The organism is Paraburkholderia hospita (genome assembly GCF_002902965.1).
GTDB lineage: Bacteria > Pseudomonadota > Gammaproteobacteria > Burkholderiales > Burkholderiaceae > Paraburkholderia > Paraburkholderia hospita.
Genome location: NZ_CP026106.1, coordinates 697,060 through 713,876 on the forward strand (window position 1 = coordinate 697,060; position 16,817 = coordinate 713,876).

Sequence of the window (16,817 nt, forward strand, 5' to 3'; positions counted from 1 at the left end):
CTATACTTAGCTCCGCCCTGTTACGCGAGGGCATGCATTCCATTCCCAATCCTTTAGCAAGCTTAAAGAAAGGACTTGTCATGGTAACTCGCACGGTAGGCGCATTGACGGCTCTGGCACTGGCTGCATGCACGGCAGTCTCGCCATTGGCGAATGCGCAGGACGACAACTTTGCGCAAGGCAACGGCGAATCGCACGGCCGGCCCGTCAAGGTGATGATCATTTCGATGTTCGGACCGGAAGGGCAGGTGTGGCTCGATAAACTCGGGCCGTGGCAAGACATTCCTGTCGCGGGTCTCTCGCCGGATTATCCGAATATCCATTGCAACAGACAGGACATCTGCGTGATGACGACGGGCATGGGCCACACGAATGCCGCCGCGTCGACCATGGCGCTCGCATTCTCGTCGCGTTTCGATTTGCGGCATACGTACTTCATGATCGCGGGCATTGCGGGTATCGATCCGATTCAAGGTACGGTCGGCTCCGCTGCGTGGGCCAAGTACCTTGTCGACTTCGGTATTCAATGGGAAATCGACGGACGCGAAATTCCGCCGGGCTGGAACACCGGCTATCTCGGCATCAATACGAAAAGCCCTTCGGAGAAGCCGCCACTCGACTACCGCACGGAAGTGTTCCAGTTGAATACACGCCTTGCCGATGCGGCTTTTGCGTTGTCGCGCAACGTCGTGCTGTCTGACAACGCGCAGGCGCAAGCGGCGCGCTCCAAATACAGCTATGCACCTGCCAATCGTGCGCCTACTGTCATTCAGTGCGACACACTAGCAGGCGATACGTGGTGGTCCGGTACGAAGCTGGGCGAACGCGCGCGCGACTGGACGAAGATTCTCACGGACGGCAAGGGCGTCTATTGCACGACGCAACAGGAAGACAACTCGACCTATGAAGCGTTAAAGCGCGCCGCAAGCGTGCATCGCGTCGATTTGAACCGCGTTGCGGTATTGCGCGCGGGCTCGGATTTCGATCGTCCTTATGATGGACAGACGAGCGCCGACAACCTGCTCAATTACGCCGCGCAAGGTGGCTTCACTATTGCGCTCGAGAACCTGTACCGCGCGGGCAATCCACTCGTTCAGGACATCGTGTCGCATTGGGGCGAATGGCGCAACGGCGTGCCGCATCGCTGATCGCATAGCGCAGAACGTTAAATCGGCACCAACGCAAAGCGCTCAATCGCTTTCATGCGATTGAGCGCGGTACACACACTTCGCTATCTTCCAACGCGCACTTAATGCGAGCGATAGGGCGTCCAGACGGGAATATCCGCCGCCCAGTCATCGAGTTCCGATGGGCTCATGTTCGACTCCTGCGACTAAAAATAGAATGACGATTACTGGCCGCGAGCGACTCGCACGCTGCCGTCGCTTTGCGCTTCGAGGCGTGCAGCTTGCGTGCGGCCAATCAGGCCTTGTTCGGGATACGAGGTCTTGTTCAGCGACGGCAGCGTGCCGTCGCGATACGCGTCGGTCACTTCCGCGCGCACTTCTGCGCGAGACTTCGGTGCCGATGCATCCGCCGAGTGTTGCCACCATTGATCGTTGTACGACCCAGCGTGGCCAATGCCACCACCGCCGCCGGCAAATGCCGGTGCGCTGACGAGCAGCGAGAGAGCAAGACCTGCCAGCAGATTGCGTTTCATGATTCATTCACTCCTATCGTTTGCTTCGCCGTCGTGGTCCGGCGTTGCGACAGGGTGAAATGTAGGCTTTGACGCGCGGGCGATAAACCCGGCTTTCATGAAATGAATTGTCGCAATTTCAGAACAATCGCGGCGCGATGCCGCGATCGTCCCTTAAACAAAGGCCTGGCAGCCTATGCAACCCACTCCGACATCACAGGCGTCTTGAATTCCGGCGCCGTCTCTTTCTGCTCGAGCGTGCGTTGCGTGCAGGTCTTGTCGAGGCTTGCGCGGCCGCTGAGCAGCGGGCAGCGATCGAAAATCTCCGCAATCCAGTCGACGAATACGCGCACTTTCGACGACAGATGCCGGCTATGCGGATACACCGCGGAAATCGGCATCGGCAGTGGCTTCATCTCAGGCAGCACTTCGACGAGCTGGCCCGAACGCAGATGCGGCAGCACCATGAAGAGCGGCGGCTGGATCAGGCCAAAGGCTTCGAGGCCGCACGTCACGTACGCATCCGCGTCGTTGACGGACACTACGCTCTTCATTTTCACCTCGACTTCCTTGCCGTCGACGAGAAACGACCAGTCCATAACCCGGCCCGTGCGGCTCGAAAAATAATTCACCGCCTTGTGCTGGTCGAGGTCTTCGAGCGTCTGAGGAATGCCCGCGCGTTCCAGATACGCAGGCGCCGCGCACGACACGCCTTCGAATAACCCTATTCTGCGTGCGACCAATGACGAATCCTGCAGCGCGCCGACCCGCACCACGCAATCGACGCCTTCCTGCAAAAGATCGACCGGGCGGTCGGACAAGCCGAGTTGCAGATCGATATCCGGGTACTTCGTGTGGAATTCGCACAGCGCGGGAATCACGAGCAGACGTCCGATCGATCCCGGCATATCGATGCGCAGCTTGCCACTCGGCTTCTTGTTGCCGCTCTGGAAACTCGCTTCCGTTTCTTCGACGTCCGCGAGAATGCGCACGCAACGCTCGTAGTACGCAGCGCCGTCCGGCGTCAGCGACAGACGGCGTGTCGTGCGATGCAAGAGGCGCGTGCCGAGAAACGCTTCGAGATTCTGGATGATCGTCGTGACGGAAGCGCGGGGTAGATCGAGCGTTTCCGCAGCCCGGGTGAAGCTGTTCGTATCGACGACCCGGGTGAACACTTGCATGGCCTGAAGTCGGTCCATTGCAAACCTCCGAAAGAGCCGGAGCACTGGTGAAGCAGCCGCATCAGCCATTTAACGATTGGCTAAGGCGCCGAATAAAGTCATTCGATTGTTCAGGTGCACCGAATTGTGTTGCCGGATTATAGGCATTTATTTGGAAGTCTGCTGGTCCCACAATTCGCACCATTCGATAGCTTCGCGCATTGCGCTGTTCCGACATGGATGCATTCAACCCGCGTCACACCTTTGTCCCGTCTGGCGCGAGCCTCGGCGAAAACGCCGCGTTACTCGACGTCACCGACGTGCGGATCGAAGGGTACGCACAGGACATCACACTGCGCCTTTACCGGCGAGCCGCCGCCAAAAACGGTCTGCCGATCCTGCTCTATTTTCACGGCGGCGGTTTCGTGCGCGGCTCGATCGAGGAAGCCGACTACGCCGCGCGCTATTTCGCGCAGCACACGCCGGCGCTCGTCGTGTCCGTCGGTTATTCGCTCGCGCCGCAGTTTCCGTTTCCCGCCGCGCCCGAAGATGCGCACCGTGCAGCACTGTGGGTGCAGACGCGCGCACGGGCGTTTGGCGGCAACACGAAAAAAATCGGCGTGGCGGGCCACGATGCAGGTGGCTCGCTCGCCAATTGCCTTGCGTTCATCGGCCGCGATCGCGGGGATGTGCGGATCGATGCGCAGGCTTTGTTCGGACCGATGCTCGATCCGAGCCTCACGCGTCTTGGCGACGAGAAGCGCCTGAGCTCGGACATCACGGCGAGCGAATGCGCGGCCTGTTATCGCGCGTATCTGCCGCAGGCAGCGCAACGCATTCACCCGTATGCGGCGCCGCTCGAATCGGTGCGGCTCGCCGGCTTGCCCGCGACGCTGATTGCCACCGCGCAAAACGACGTGCTGCACGTCGAAGCGGAGAAGTACGCCAGCAATCTCATCGATGCGGGCGTGCAGACGCAGGTGGTCCGTTACCCGAGCGTATCGCACGCGGCGCTGGCCCAGCATCCGGCGGCGCTGCTCGAGGCGGTCCGATTCTTCCAGTGGCGCTTCGATGAGCGCGCACTCCGATAAACAAACTTCTATTAACTAAATTAAATCCGGAGTCTGTCATGTCTGTTTTTCCTCTCTCGCGTTCGAAGCTGGCGGTTGCGGCGCTAGCGGTGCTTGTGATTGCGGGCCTCGGCACGTTCGGCGCGATTCGCGTCGATGCGCGCTCGCCGGCGCAGTCCGCGCCGACCATCGTGCCGGAAGTCGACGTCGCCACTGTCGTGCAGAAAACCATCACCGACTGGCAAACCTATTCGGGCCGTCTTCAGGCTGTAGAAAAGGTCGACGTGCGGCCGCTCGTATCGGGCACGATCGTGTCCGTGAACTTCCAGGACGGCGCGCTCGTGAAGAAGGGCGACGTGCTGTTCGTCATCGATCCGCGTCCGTATCAGGCGGAAGTCGATCGTGCTGCCGCGCAACTGGCGGCCGCGCAGTCGCGCGCGGGTTACTCGCAAAGCGACTGGGAGCGCGCGCAACGGCTGATCGGCGATAGCGCAATCGCAAAACGCGACTACGACGAGAAGCAGAACGCCGCGCGCGAAGCGAGCGCGAACGTGAAGGCCGCGCAGGCCGCGCTCGAAACCGCGCAGATCAATCTCGGCTATACGAAGATCGTCGCGCCCGTGGCGGGCCGCGTGTCGCGCGCGGAGATCACGCTCGGCAACGTCGTGAACGCGGGCGCAAGCGCTGCGCCGCTGACGACGCTCGTGTCCGTCTCGCCGATCTACGCGGAGTTCGACGCCGACGAGCAGACATACCTTCAGTACATCAGCCAGGTGAAGGGCGACAGCAAGGTGCCCGTCGAACTCGGCCTCGCCAATGAGACGGGCTATTCGCGCAAGGGCACGATTCAGTCGGTCGATAACCGCCTCGATACGTCGTCGGGCACGATCCGCGTGCGCGCGCGTTTCGACAATAGCGACGGCTCGCTGGTGCCGGGTCTCTTTGCACGCGTGAAAGTGGGTGGCAGCGAGCCGCATGGCGCGCTGCTGATCGACGATGCCGCAATCGGCACGGACCAGGACAAGAAGTTCGTGTTCGTGGTCGACAAGGACGATCACGTCGCGTATCGCGAGATCCAGCCTGGCGACCTGCAAGGCAATCTGCGCGTCGTGAAGAGCGGCTTGCACGCGGGCGACCGCATCGTCGTGAACGGCACGCAGCGCGTGCGCCCGGGCGCGCAGGTCCGCGCGCACATGGTACCGATGGGCGAGGGCGACGCGAACAGCGCGCCCGTCGCGGACGACGCGCAGGCAGACAAGCAGGCGCAGCTCGACGGAGCGAAGCAGAAGCACACCGAACCGCAAGCGCAGAAGGGTACGCAAACGCAGGCACAGGCGCAGCCGCGCACGAAGGCGCGCAAGGATTCGTGATCGGTCGACCAACCGGCACCCATCCTTCGATGCATGCGCAGAAGACGTAAGCGCTCCAACATCAAGAGCTTCACATGAACATATCCAAATTCTTCATCGACCGGCCGATCTTCGCTGGCGTGCTATCGGTCCTGATTCTGCTCGGGGGGCTGATCGCACTGTTCCAGCTGCCGATCTCCGAATACCCCGAAGTGGTGCCGCCTTCCGTGGTGGTGCACGCGCAATATCCGGGCGCGAACCCGAAGGTGATCGCCGAGGCCGTTGCGTCGCCGCTCGAAGAGCAGATCAACGGCGTCGAGAACATGCTGTACATGCAGTCGCAGGCCAATAGCGACGGCAATCTGACGTTGACGGTCACGTTCAAGCTCGGCACGAATCCCGATCTCGCGACGCAGCTCGTGCAGAACCGCGTGAATCAGGCACTGCCGCGTCTGCCGGAAGACGTGCAGCGTCTCGGCGTGACGACGATCAAGAGCTCGCCGACGCTGACGATGGTCGTGCATTTGATCTCGCCGAACGACCGTTACGACATGACGTATCTGCGCAACTACGCGCTGCTCAACGTGAAAGACCGCCTGGAGCGGATCAAGGGCGTCGGGCAGGTGCAGTTGTGGGGCGCGGGCGACTACGCAATGCGCGTGTGGCTCGATCCGGCGAAGGTCGCGCAACGCAATCTGACGGCGATGGAAGTCGTCAACGCGATTCGCGAGCAGAACATTCAGGTGGCGGCGGGCGTGATCGGTGCATCGCCTTCCGTGCCGGGCACGCCGCTGCAGCTGTCGGTGAATGCGCGCGGCCGTCTGAAAACAGAAGCGGAGTTCGGCGACATCGTCGTGAAGACGGCGCCGGATGGGGCCGTCACGTACCTGAAGGATATCGCGCGTGTCGAACTCGCGGCTTCGGAATACGGCTTGCGCTCGCTGCTCGACAACAAGCCGGCTGTTGCAATGGCGATCAACCAGTCGCCGGGCGCGAATTCGCTGCAGATTTCCGACGAAGTGCGCGCGACGATGAAAGAACTCGCCGCAGACTTCCCGGCGGGTGTCGAGTACAAGATCGTCTATGACCCGACGCAGTTCGTGCGTTCGAGTATCGAAGCCGTCGTGCACACGCTGCTCGAAGCGATTGCGCTGGTCGTGATCGTGGTGATCGTGTTCCTGCAAACGTGGCGCGCGTCGATCATTCCGCTTATCGCGGTGCCTGTGTCCATTGTCGGCACCTTCTCGCTGCTGCTCGCTTTCGGTTTCTCGATCAACGCGCTGTCGCTGTTCGGGATGGTGCTGGCCATCGGTATCGTGGTTGACGATGCGATCGTGGTGGTGGAGAACGTCGAGCGGAACATCGAAAGCGGGCTGAGCGCGAGAGATGCGACCTACAAGGCCATGCAGGAAGTGAGCGGGCCAATTATCGCCATCGCGCTGACGCTGGTCGCCGTGTTCGTGCCGCTCGCGTTCATGACGGGTCTGACGGGCCAGTTCTACAAGCAGTTCGCGATGACCATCGCGATCTCGACGGTGATCTCGGCATTCAACTCGCTGACCCTGTCGCCCGCATTGTCTGCGCTGTTGCTGCGTGGTCATGGCGCGAAGGAAGACTGGCTGACGCGCGGCATGAACCGCGTGTTGGGCCCGTTTTTCAGGGGCTTCAACAAGGTGTTCCATCGCGGCTCGGAAAGCTATGGGCGTGGCGTGAACGGCGTGCTCAAGCGTAAGGGCGCGATGCTCGTCGTGTACGCGGTGCTGCTGGGCCTGACGGTGCTCGTGTCGCGTGCCGTGCCGGGCGGTTTCGTGCCGGCGCAGGACAAGGAGTATCTGATCGCGTTTGCGCAGTTGCCTAACGGCGCATCGCTCGATCGCACCGAGAAGGTGATCCGCGACATGGGCACGATCGCGCTGAAGCAGCCTGGCGTGGAAAGCGCGGTGGCGTTCCCGGGTCTGTCGGTGAACGGCTTCACGAACAGTTCGAGCGCGGGCATCGTGTTCGTCACGCTCAAGCCGTTCCATGAACGCAAGGGCAAAGCGCTGTCGGCGGGTGCGATTGCGGGCGCGCTGAACCAGCAATACGGCGCGATCAAGGATTCGTTCGTTGCCGTCTTTCCGCCGCCACCCGTGCTCGGTCTCGGTACGCTCGGCGGCTTCAAGATGCAGCTGGAGGACCACGGTGCAGTCGGATACACAGAGCTGAACAAAGCGACGGAAGCGTTCGTCAAGAAGGCTGCAACGACTCCCGAACTCGGCCCGACGTTCTCCAGCTATCAGATCAACGTGCCGCAAGTGAACGTCGATCTCGACCGTGTGAAGGCGAAGCAACTGGGCGTGCCCGTGACGGACGTGTTCAGCACGATGCAGGTGTATCTCGGCTCGCTGTACGTGAACGACTTCAACCGTTTCGGCCGTGTGTACCAGGTGCGTGTGCAGGCGGACGCGCCGTACCGTCAGCAGGCCGACGACATCCTGCAACTGAAGACGCGCAACGCGAATGGCGACATGGTGCCGTTGTCGTCGCTGGTGACGGTGACGCCGACGTATGGTCCGGAAATGGTCGTGCGCTACAACGGCTACACGGCGGCCGATATCAACGGCGGCCCGGCGCCAGGATTCTCGTCGGGTGAAGCGCAGGCAGCGGCCGAGCGCATCGCGGCGCAAGTGTTGCCGAAGGGTGTGAAGCTCGAATGGACCGATCTGACGTATCAGCAGATCATCGCGGGCAACGCGGGCATGTGGGTGTTCCCGATCAGCGTGCTGCTCGTGTTCCTCGTGCTCGCTGCGCTGTACGAGAGCCTGACGCTGCCGCTCGCGGTGATCCTGATCGTGCCGATGAGCGTGTTGTCCGCGCTGGCGGGTGTATGGCTGACGCAGGGCGACAACAACATCTTCACGCAGATCGGTTTGATGGTGCTGGTGGGGCTGGCGTCGAAGAACGCGATTCTGATCGTCGAGTTTGCGCGTGAACTGGAGCACGACGGACGCACGCCGCTGCAGGCCGCCATCGAAGCGAGCCGCATGCGTTTGCGGCCGATTCTGATGACGTCGATCGCGTTCATCATGGGCGTGGTGCCGCTGGTGGTGTCGAGCGGCGCGGGTTCCGAAATGCGTCACGCGATGGGTGTGGCCGTGTTCTTCGGGATGCTGGGTGTGACGCTGTTCGGCCTGATGCTGACGCCGGTGTTCTACGTGGTGCTGCGTACGTTGGCGGGCGGCAAGATTCACGTCGCGCAAAAGGACTCGCCGCATCTCGTCGCGCATACGACGGACGCCTGATGGAGAAAATGACAATGAAAAGCTTTGAACAGATGAGCGGCCTGGGTCGCGCGGCGGCGAGCACGCTGCTGATGTTGCTGCTCGCGGCGTGCTCGCTCGAGCCGACGTACAAGCGTCCCGATTCGGCGACGCCCGCGGCCTTCAAGGAAGCGCCCGTGTCGGCAACGACGGCGGATGCGGCGGCCACGCCGCTGCCGGCGAGCGAAGCGGGCACGTGGAAGACGGCTGAGCCCGCAGAAGACGCGCATCGCGGCGAATGGTGGACGATTTTCGGCGATTCGACGCTCAACGATCTGGAAAAGCAGGCTGGCGATGCGAACCAGAACCTGAAAGCAGCCGCGGCGCGCGTGCAGGAATCGCGTGCGCTGACGCAGCAGGCGCGCGCCGACTGGTTCCCGTCGTTCGATGCGGGCTTCGGGCCGACGCGCGAGCGTCTGTCGCCCGCTTCGCAGTTCCTGCCGAACGACACGCATGTGCCGACGCAAACGCTGTGGCGCGCACAGGTGACGGCTGCGTATGAAGTCGATCTGTTTGGCCGCGTCAGTTCGAACGTGAACGCCGCACGTGCCGACCAGGCGCAGAGCGAAGCGTTGTTCCGCTCGGTGCAGCTCGCGTTGCAGGCGGACGTCGCGCAGAACTACTTTCAGTTGCGTGAGTTCGACACGCAGTTGAGCCTGTATCGTCAGACGGTGACGTTGCGTGAGAACGCATTGAAACTCGTCGAGCGCCGCTTCAACGAAGGCGACATCAACGAACTCGATGTGTCGCGCGCCCGCAATGAACTGGCGACGGCGCGCGCCGATGCCGTCGGCGTGGCGCGTCAGCGCGCGGCGTCCGAGCACGGCCTCGCGATTTTGCTCGGCAAGGCGCCTGCGGACTTCTCGTTCCCCGAGACGCCGCTTGCGCCTGTAACGGCGCGCGTGCCTGCTGGATTGCCGTCTGCGCTGCTCGAGCGTCGGCCGGATATCGCAGCGGCGGAGCGCGCGATGGCGGGCGCGAATGCGCGGATCGGCCTGGCCAAATCGGCGTTCTTCCCGAAGCTCGATATCACGGGTGCGTTTGGCTACGAGTCGACGACGCTCGGCGATCTGTTCCAGTGGTCGAGCCGCGCGTTCCTGCTTGGTCCGTTTGCGGGCACGGCGCTCACGGTGCCGCTCTTCGATGGCGGACGTCGCAAGGCGAATCTCGCGAATGCGCGCGCGAAGTATGACGAGGATGTGGCGCAGTATCGTCAGCAGGTGCTCGTGGCGTTTCGTGAAGTTGAGGACAACTTGTCCGATCTGCGTTTGCTTGGCGATCAGACGCGCGAGCAGAACGATGCTGTCAACGCGTCGAAGCGGGCGGAGCATCTGTCGCAGACGCAGTATCAGGAAGGGCAGGTCGCCTATCTGGATGTGATCGATGCGGAACGGCAGACGCTGCAGTCGCAGTTGCAGTTGAGCCATCTTGCCGGCACGCAGGCGGTCGCGACGGTCAACTTGATTCGTGCGCTCGGCGGGGGGTGGGGTGATGTGAAGGCGGATATCGGCAGCGCCGACGGCGCGCAATCGCAGCAGGTGGCGAAGCAGTAAGTTTTTTTTGCGGTGGCATCCGCGGTTTGCTCTTGCGCGGGCATCCGCGATTTGCCTTCGCGCTTCAAGCGTCGCCCCTGTGCGGGGCGGCACCTACTTTTCTTTGCCGCCGCAAAGAAAAGTAGGCAAAAGAAAGCGGCTAACACCGCCAACATCTCTCATTGCCTGAGGGCCCCCAAAGGGTCTTACGCTTCACACGGCAATCACGTGACCCATGTTCGTTGCCAACGTTCTTGCGGTGCGCCTCACCCACTTCACGCGCCCGCGCTGCACCCCGGCCGCGCCAGATAGTCCACCGCCGCCCAGGTGGCAAACTGTGTGTAGGCCGTAGTGCTACACACACCTCACTTCGGACCGATAGCGCACGCTCCACCCTGTAAGAGCGCCAAGCTATACGCCGCGACAACCTACACACAGTTTGCCACCTGGGCGGCACATACCATTCGCTGCCGCTTGCCCGAGTACGGGTATTCGAAGCGGGTGAGGCGCTCATTCGAAGCGTTGGCAACGAACGCGAACAGAAATGCTGCCGTGTGAAGCGCAAGACCCTTTGGGGGCCCGCAGGCAAGAACAAGGATTGGCGGTGTGAGCCGCTTTCTTTTGCCTACTTTTCTTTGCGGCGGCAAAGAAAAGTAGGTGCCGCCCCGCACAGGGGCGACGCGTGAAGCACGAAGGCACAACGCGGATGCCAGTGCATCGGCTAAAGCAACCAAACCGCTAGCGCCGCGCAGGCGCCACGCGGATGCCACCAAAAGCAAAACCAAAAAACCAATCACCCCCGTGCACCCCTGCACGCCCCTCCCGGGACACGTCCCCATATTTCTTTGTACACTTAGAGCCGTTTCGCGGCAGCGATCCATCTATCGCACTGCGACTTCACCCCCACCTCGAGGTCACCGGCTTTGCAGTTCAAACTTCCAACCACAGCTACCGCGCCGTTCTGCCCATCCGAGGTGCAGGGCTCCGTCGCCGTCACGCAGTCCGCCCCATTCTGGAAAAAAATCCTTCAGTTCGCAGGTCCCGGCCTACTGGTGTCGATCGGTTACATGGACCCGGGCAACTGGGCCACCGACATCGAAGCCGGCTCGCGCTACGGTTATAGCCTGCTGTTCGTAGTGGTGCTGTCGAGCCTAGCAGCAATGGTGCTGCAGTGCCTCAGCATGCGTCTTGGCATCGCGACGGGCCGCAATCTCGCGGAACTATCGCGCACGCGTTACTCGCCGGGCATCGCGCGTATTCAATGGCTGCTCGCCGAACTGTCGATCATCGCCTGCGATCTTGCCGAAGTGCTGGGCGGCGCGCTCGCGTTTCATCTGCTGTTCAAATGCTCGCTGACGGTCGGCGTGATCCTCACCGCGTTCGACACGCTGATCGTGCTCGGCCTGAAGGGCAAAAATTTCCGCGACCTCGAAGCGATCATGCTCGGTCTGGTCGCGACCATCGGCGTCGGATACGTGATCGAACTGGCGCTGGTTCATCCGCACTGGCCGTCCGTCGCGGCGGGGCTCGTGCCGTCGTGGCAAGCCATCAGCGAACGCGAGCCGCTATATCTCGCGATTGGCATTCTCGGCGCGACAGTGATGCCGCATAACCTGTATCTGCATTCGTCCATCGTGCAGACGCGCGCGATCAAGCGAGATCGCGAGGGCATCGCCGACGCGATCTCGCTGTCGCGTATCGACACCATCGTCGCGCTCATTCTCGCGCTGCTGATCAATGCGGCGATCCTGATTCTCGCGGCGGCCGCGTTCCATTCGACGGGGCATACCCAGGTCACCGAAATCGAGGACGCCTACCGGCTGCTCGCGCCCATCGTCGGCACGGGCTTCGCGGCCGTGCTGTTCGCGATCACGCTGCTGGCGTCGGGGCAAAGCTCGACGTTCACGGGCACGGTGGCCGGGCAGGTCATCATGGAAGGCTTTCTGCAGCTAAAGATTCCGTGCTACCAGCGGCGCTTCATCACGCGTGCGCTCGCGTTGATTCCCGCGCTCATCGGTGTGCAGATGCTCGGCAATGGCGCCGTCGGGCAGTTGCTCGTCGCGAGCCAGGTGGTGCTGAGCCTGCAGTTGCCGTTCGCGCTCTATCCGCTGATCCGCATGACGGACGACCGCGCGCTGATGGGCGAATTCGCGAACCGGCTGCCGACGCGTATCCTCGCGTGGTCGCTGTTCGTCGTGATCAGCGCGGCGAATATCTGGCTGGTGGTGCAGACGTTCGGGTTCGCAGGCTGAGCTTCAAAGCGCGAATAAAACGCGGACGAAAAAAAGCCGGTCTCGCGAGACCGGCTTCAAAATAATGCATAGCTTCGGATGGACTGAGTGATGCGCGGCGCTAGGCCGCCAACGCAGTTTCCTCGAGCATCTGTTCTTCGAGTACTTCGATTTCTTCCGCGACTTGCGGCACGGATACGATGTCCTTCTCCGCCTCGCGCTTCGCGGCGGCGGCCTTCTTCGTCTTGCCGGCGCGCGACGGCGGCTGGCAGGCGCCGCACACGACGTTGTGCTGCAGGTCGTGCTTGTGCGCGACGAACTTGCCGCTGCAACGGCAGCAGGGCGTCAGTTGCAGGATCTCGGCGTCGAAGAAACGCACGAGCGTCCATGCGCGCGTCAGGTCGAGCACCGGCTCGGTCTCGCTATGACGGCAATGTTCCAGATACAGACGATAACCCTTGGTCAGCGCGTCCAGGTGCGAGCACCGCGCTTCGTTCTTCAGGAACAGGTACGTGTTGTAGAACAGCGATGCGTGAATGTTCGCGAGCCACGTCATGTACCAGTCCGCCGAGAACGGCAGCATGCCCTTCGGCGGCGATACGCCCTTGACCTCGCGGTACAGGCGGATCATCCGGTCGCGCGACAGCGTCAGCTCGCTTTCGAGCACCTGCATGCGCGCGCCCAGTTCAATCAGCGCGATCGCGCGGAACACTTCCTGCGCGTCTTCGGTAAGGCTCTTTTTCAGCATGGCAGTCCTCTCCGGTCTTAAGCGAACTGCTCTGCGGGCTGTCCTGCCAGCAGGATCGCGGCATGCGTCGATGCCACCTCCGCGTGACGGGACGTGTGCGTCAACGCCGACAGCATCGTGTGGTCGTTGAAGCGGAAGAAGCATAAAAGCTGATCGGAGCTGGCCAGCTTGACGATCTGCGCGAGCGATAGCCCGGCAAGAATATCAGCCAGCTCCGATGACAAGCCCAGGCGGAACATGCCGACTGCCTTGTCCTCGCGCAACATGCGTTGTGCGAGCATGATGTAAGACAAATTGATTTCGCGGATTGAATCCAGCGTCTCGCTGCTACGGTCCATTTTCTCTTTTCCGAAGCCCCGAATTACTTATATCGGCATTTTCTGCCGTTATGGTCTTATGCCCCGCCGGACACTGAAGATTTCCGGCGTCAAGTTGGTGCACAGATACAACCAGCCAACCTTTGATACAACCCGTTACATTTCGTAACAGCTTGGGCGGAATTGTATGAACAGGATTTCCAGAAATCAATACCTTTCTCAAAAAAAAGATACGACAAAACAACAGTCGTTTCGGTAACTCTTTCACGGCGACGTCATAATCGCCAGGCAGGCGGAAAACGTTTGCAACGGGCTCCGGATAAACCCTTGTCAGATAAGGCTTCACGCAAGAGTTTCCGATTTACGCACGTAACTTTGCTTATGCGAAAATCATATGAGTTCAGAAAGCTGGGAGAAAGAAAACAAAAAACCGGCAGGTAAAAAATACGCTGCCGGTTAGCGGATGAGGGATAACCCGAGATGTAACGAAAAGGAGTTACAAACAGGGAAGAAAGTGTAACGAGTGCGGCCGCAGTTGTTACAGACTCAGCCGGAGTTTGTAACGGGTCAGCAGCCGGTTTGGCGGATACGTTCGACTTCCAGTCCGAAAAGGGGGCGCAGCCGCGTGCCGATGACATTGCCGGCGAACGCTGCGACGAGCCACAGCCAGCCATGCAGGCTGCCTGACACGATGCCGCTGAAATACGCGCCGATGTTACAACCATAGGCCAGCCGGGCGCCGTAGCCGAGCATCAGGCCGCCCACGACAGCCGCGACGAGGGATCGCATGGGCACGCGCCATAAAGGCGCGTAGCGGCCCGCTAAAGCGGCCGCAGCCATCGCGCCGAGCACGATGCCCGCATCCATTACGCTGGTGACATCGCGTGTAACGGACGATGTCAGGGCGGTGGCATTCGTGTGAGAACTCCAGTAAGGCCAACTGGCGACGTCGATGCCCGCCAGCGAGAAGAGTTTCGCCCCCCACAGCGCAAAGGCCGAAGTTACGCCCCACGGACGGCCCGACAGTGCGAGCGTCGCGAAGTTGAGCAGCGCGAGCGCGACTGCGCCGGCGAACAGCGGCCACGGTCCGTGCAGCCACGGCGACGCGTTAGCGGCGCGCGGGGCGTCGTCGACGAGGCGCCCGTGACGGCGCTTTTCGATCACGACCGTCAGCGCGGCAATCGCCGCGAACACGGCAAGATTGACCGCGATCGCCCAGCCGGCGCCCAGAGTTGTAACAAGCGAAACCGGTTTAAGCGACGGCAGCGCGGTCCAGAACGGCATATGCGCGGTGGCGATCACCGAGCCCACGATAAACGCCGCGAGCGTCACCAGCATCCGCGTGCTGCCGCCGCCGACCGTGTACAGCGTGCCCGACGCGCAGCCGCCGCCGAGCTGCATGCCGATCCCGAACATGAACGCGCCGACGATCACCGACGTGCCCGCGGGTGACACCAGCCCCGCGACGGGATGGCCGAACAGCGAGCCTGCTGACAGCGCCGGAAAGAACAGCAACACGCCGATGCCGAGCATTAGCATTTGCGCGCGCAGGCCGGCGCCGCGGCCATCGGCGATGAACACGCGCCACGCGGACGTGAAGCCGAACGCCGCGTGATACAGCGACATGCCGAGCAGCGCGCCGACCACGTAGAGCGCCGCCTGCCGGCCGCTGACGGTTTGCGCGAGATAAACCGCGCCGAGTGCGATCAGAAGGAGCGAGAAGGTGAGCGGCTTCGGATTGATGTCGAAGCGGCGCGGAAGCGGTGTAGCGAGATCGGACATGACGAACGTTGTGCGAGCGTGTGGAGCGGGTAGATGGCGCGGCGCGCGTGAGCACGGCGACGGAGCGTGCCGTGCGGGCGTGTCCGCGATCGGATGGTTGAGGTATGCGGTTTCGGGTGCAGATTTGCAACCGGAAGCCTGTCAAACAACATAGCACGTTGTGACGGATGATGCCGGGCGTGGCGCGCTTGCTGGCCACGTGTCGGGGCGGTTCGTGGTGCGCTCGATGCGTGTCGCGGAGTCGTAAGACCTATTTTGCGTCGTGAAAAATCACCCCAAGCGTATGCCGATGCCCCGAGCGCAACCGGCTCACGCCATGCCGCATGTTCACGCGATACGCGCCGCGCGCGCCCTGCGCGGGCCGATGATGCACCGCGAAGATCACCGCATCGCCCTTATGCAGCGGCACGACTTCCGCGCGCGACTGCATGCGTGGACGCTGCTCCGTCAGTACGAACTCACCGCCCGTGAAATCCTTGCCTGGTTCGGACAGCAGGATCGCGAGCTGCAAAGGAAAAACGTGCTCGCCATACAGGTCCTGATGCAGGCAGTTGTAATCGCCAGCCGCGTATTGAAGGATCAGCGGCGTCGGACGCGATTGCCCGGCCTGATGACAGCGGCGCAGGAAGGCGGCGTGCGTCGGCGGAAACCGGACGTCGATGCGCATGGCTTCGTTCCAGGCATTCGCAAGAGGCGCGAGATGCGGATAGACGGCTGCGCGCAACGCGCCGATCACGTCGGGCAGCGGGTAGTCGAAGTACTTGTACTCGCCGCGCCCGAAGCCATGCCGCGCCATCACGACGCGGCTGCGATACAGGTCGTCGCGCGGATAGAGCGCGCTTAGGGCGTCGCACGCTTCGGCGCTCAGCAGGCCTTCGAGCGTTGCGCAGCCTTGCGCGTCCAGTTCGACTGAAGCATGCGTCCAGTCGATCGCATCGACGCGTCGTTCGATCGACTGAGGCGTAGCGATCGCGGGCGCTGGCCCACGCTGGCCTTTGCGCAGTGGTTCATCGCCGCTGAACAGCGTGGCTTGAGCGTCGAATGCGAAATCTTGCATGAGCGGCTCCGTATCGGCTTCGGTCTTTTCGATGCCACCCACTCTACGCAAGCGGCGGCGTTCGCACACCCCGGGACTTGCTCTCTCATTCGCTGCGAGTTCAGATGAACCGCACCATCAGATCGTCGTCATGAAACACGCCGTCGATGCGCAGCGCGTCCGGCTCCGTTCCATACACGCGAAACCCAGGCGATTCGCCGCCTGGTCGTCGAACAGATCGAGAACGGGGACTACCTGCATGGGGATACCTTCCTTGACGAAGCTCTGGGTTTCCTGGTGTCGCACGGGCGGTGGCATCGACCAGTCACTGGCGGGCGGCAGCAAGCAAAGCAAAAAAATGGCCCCGACTTCCTGAACGAAGTCGAGGCCGCAAACATCGCCACCCTGACCGACCGTTGCGGAGACAGCCCATCTCCAACGGCAGATGACGATGACCCTTGGTTTCCCATGAAGCCGCCAGCGTTGCGCAGTTCATCGTGACGGGATGAACAGATGGGTGTCCGTCGATGCCCAATGACACCGGGCCAGTTTCAGGTACGCCTATGTTCTCTGCACGCGCATTTCTTTTTCGCCCCTGCGGACCACCGTTGCCGGCTCCGTTCAATGGCCTGCTTTGCAATGGATTCCATGTCA

At 62.0% G+C, this 16,817-nt stretch carries 14 protein-coding genes; 6 read left to right on the plus strand and 8 right to left on the minus strand.

What is annotated here, in order from left to right; translation table 11 throughout:
* The first annotated feature begins 80 nt into the window (after positions 1 to 80).
* On the plus strand, positions 81 to 1,148 hold the full coding sequence (locus C2L64_RS21560) for a purine-nucleoside phosphorylase (protein WP_039902317.1): 1,068 nt from the start codon (positions 81 to 83) through the stop codon (positions 1,146 to 1,148).
* A gap of 203 nt (positions 1,149 to 1,351) precedes the next feature.
* Here the strand turns inward: C2L64_RS21560 and C2L64_RS21565 are convergent, their stop codons facing one another.
* Together C2L64_RS21565 and C2L64_RS21570 are read right to left on the minus strand one after the other, a co-directional pair.
* Complete coding sequence (locus tag C2L64_RS21565) at positions 1,352 to 1,660, minus strand: DUF4148 domain-containing protein (RefSeq protein WP_009770524.1); 309 nt, start codon at positions 1,658 to 1,660, stop codon at positions 1,352 to 1,354.
* A gap of 173 nt (positions 1,661 to 1,833) precedes the next feature.
* Complete coding sequence (locus C2L64_RS21570) at positions 1,834 to 2,838, minus strand: LysR family transcriptional regulator (RefSeq protein ID WP_007745962.1); 1,005 nt, start codon at positions 2,836 to 2,838, stop codon at positions 1,834 to 1,836.
* 197 nt (positions 2,839 to 3,035) lie between these two features.
* Between C2L64_RS21570 and C2L64_RS21575 the strand changes: the two genes are divergently transcribed.
* From C2L64_RS21575 to C2L64_RS21595, 5 genes are all read left to right on the plus strand, one after another.
* Complete coding sequence (locus tag C2L64_RS21575; protein ID WP_009770525.1) at positions 3,036 to 3,890, plus strand: alpha/beta hydrolase; 855 nt, start codon at positions 3,036 to 3,038, stop codon at positions 3,888 to 3,890.
* Positions 3,891 to 3,928: 38 nt separating this feature from the next.
* Positions 3,929 to 5,239 carry an efflux RND transporter periplasmic adaptor subunit gene (locus C2L64_RS21580; protein ID WP_007734858.1) on the plus strand — a complete coding sequence of 437 codons (1,311 nt, stop codon included), beginning with the start codon at positions 3,929 to 3,931 and terminating at the stop codon, positions 5,237 to 5,239.
* 74 nt (positions 5,240 to 5,313) lie between these two features.
* On the plus strand, positions 5,314 to 8,499 hold the full coding sequence (locus C2L64_RS21585) for an efflux RND transporter permease subunit (protein ID WP_009770526.1): 3,186 nt from the start codon (positions 5,314 to 5,316) through the stop codon (positions 8,497 to 8,499).
* A 14-nt stretch (positions 8,500 to 8,513) separates the two neighbouring features.
* Positions 8,514 to 10,070 (plus strand): efflux transporter outer membrane subunit, encoded by a 1,557-nt coding sequence (locus C2L64_RS21590; RefSeq protein WP_007750404.1) that lies wholly within the window; start codon positions 8,514 to 8,516, stop codon positions 10,068 to 10,070.
* A 902-nt stretch (positions 10,071 to 10,972) separates the two neighbouring features.
* Positions 10,973 to 12,301: an Nramp family divalent metal transporter gene (locus C2L64_RS21595; protein ID WP_007585801.1), complete on the plus strand. Its 1,329-nt coding sequence runs from the start codon at positions 10,973 to 10,975 to the stop codon at positions 12,299 to 12,301.
* Between the two features lie 100 nt (positions 12,302 to 12,401).
* On the opposite strand, the gene flhC is transcribed toward C2L64_RS21595, so the two are convergent.
* The 6 genes from flhC to C2L64_RS55875 all read right to left on the minus strand — a co-directional run bounded on the left by flhC (position 12,402) and on the right by C2L64_RS55875 (position 16,424).
* Positions 12,402 to 13,028: a flagellar transcriptional regulator FlhC gene (gene flhC / locus C2L64_RS21600; RefSeq protein ID WP_007585799.1), complete on the minus strand. Its 627-nt coding sequence runs from the start codon at positions 13,026 to 13,028 to the stop codon at positions 12,402 to 12,404.
* A 17-nt stretch (positions 13,029 to 13,045) separates the two neighbouring features.
* Positions 13,046 to 13,366, minus strand: coding sequence for a flagellar transcriptional regulator FlhD (gene flhD, locus C2L64_RS21605; protein ID WP_007585797.1), 321 nt, complete (start codon positions 13,364 to 13,366; stop codon positions 13,046 to 13,048).
* Positions 13,356 to 13,691, minus strand: coding sequence for a hypothetical protein (locus C2L64_RS53325; protein WP_131542641.1), 336 nt, complete (start codon positions 13,689 to 13,691; stop codon positions 13,356 to 13,358). The genes flhD and C2L64_RS53325 overlap by 11 nt, the downstream gene beginning before the upstream one ends.
* 221 nt (positions 13,692 to 13,912) lie before the next feature.
* Positions 13,913 to 15,127: a YeeE/YedE family protein gene (locus C2L64_RS21610; protein ID WP_007585796.1), complete on the minus strand. Its 1,215-nt coding sequence runs from the start codon at positions 15,125 to 15,127 to the stop codon at positions 13,913 to 13,915.
* A 250-nt stretch (positions 15,128 to 15,377) separates the two neighbouring features.
* A complete protein-coding gene (locus tag C2L64_RS21615) occupies positions 15,378 to 16,184 on the minus strand; it encodes a 2OG-Fe(II) oxygenase (protein ID WP_238554701.1) in 807 nt (268 codons plus the stop codon).
* A gap of 117 nt (positions 16,185 to 16,301) precedes the next feature.
* Positions 16,302 to 16,424, minus strand: a complete 123-nt coding sequence (locus C2L64_RS55875; protein ID WP_256211434.1) for a hypothetical protein — start codon at positions 16,422 to 16,424, stop codon at positions 16,302 to 16,304.
* Between the last annotated feature and the right edge of the window lie 393 nt (positions 16,425 to 16,817).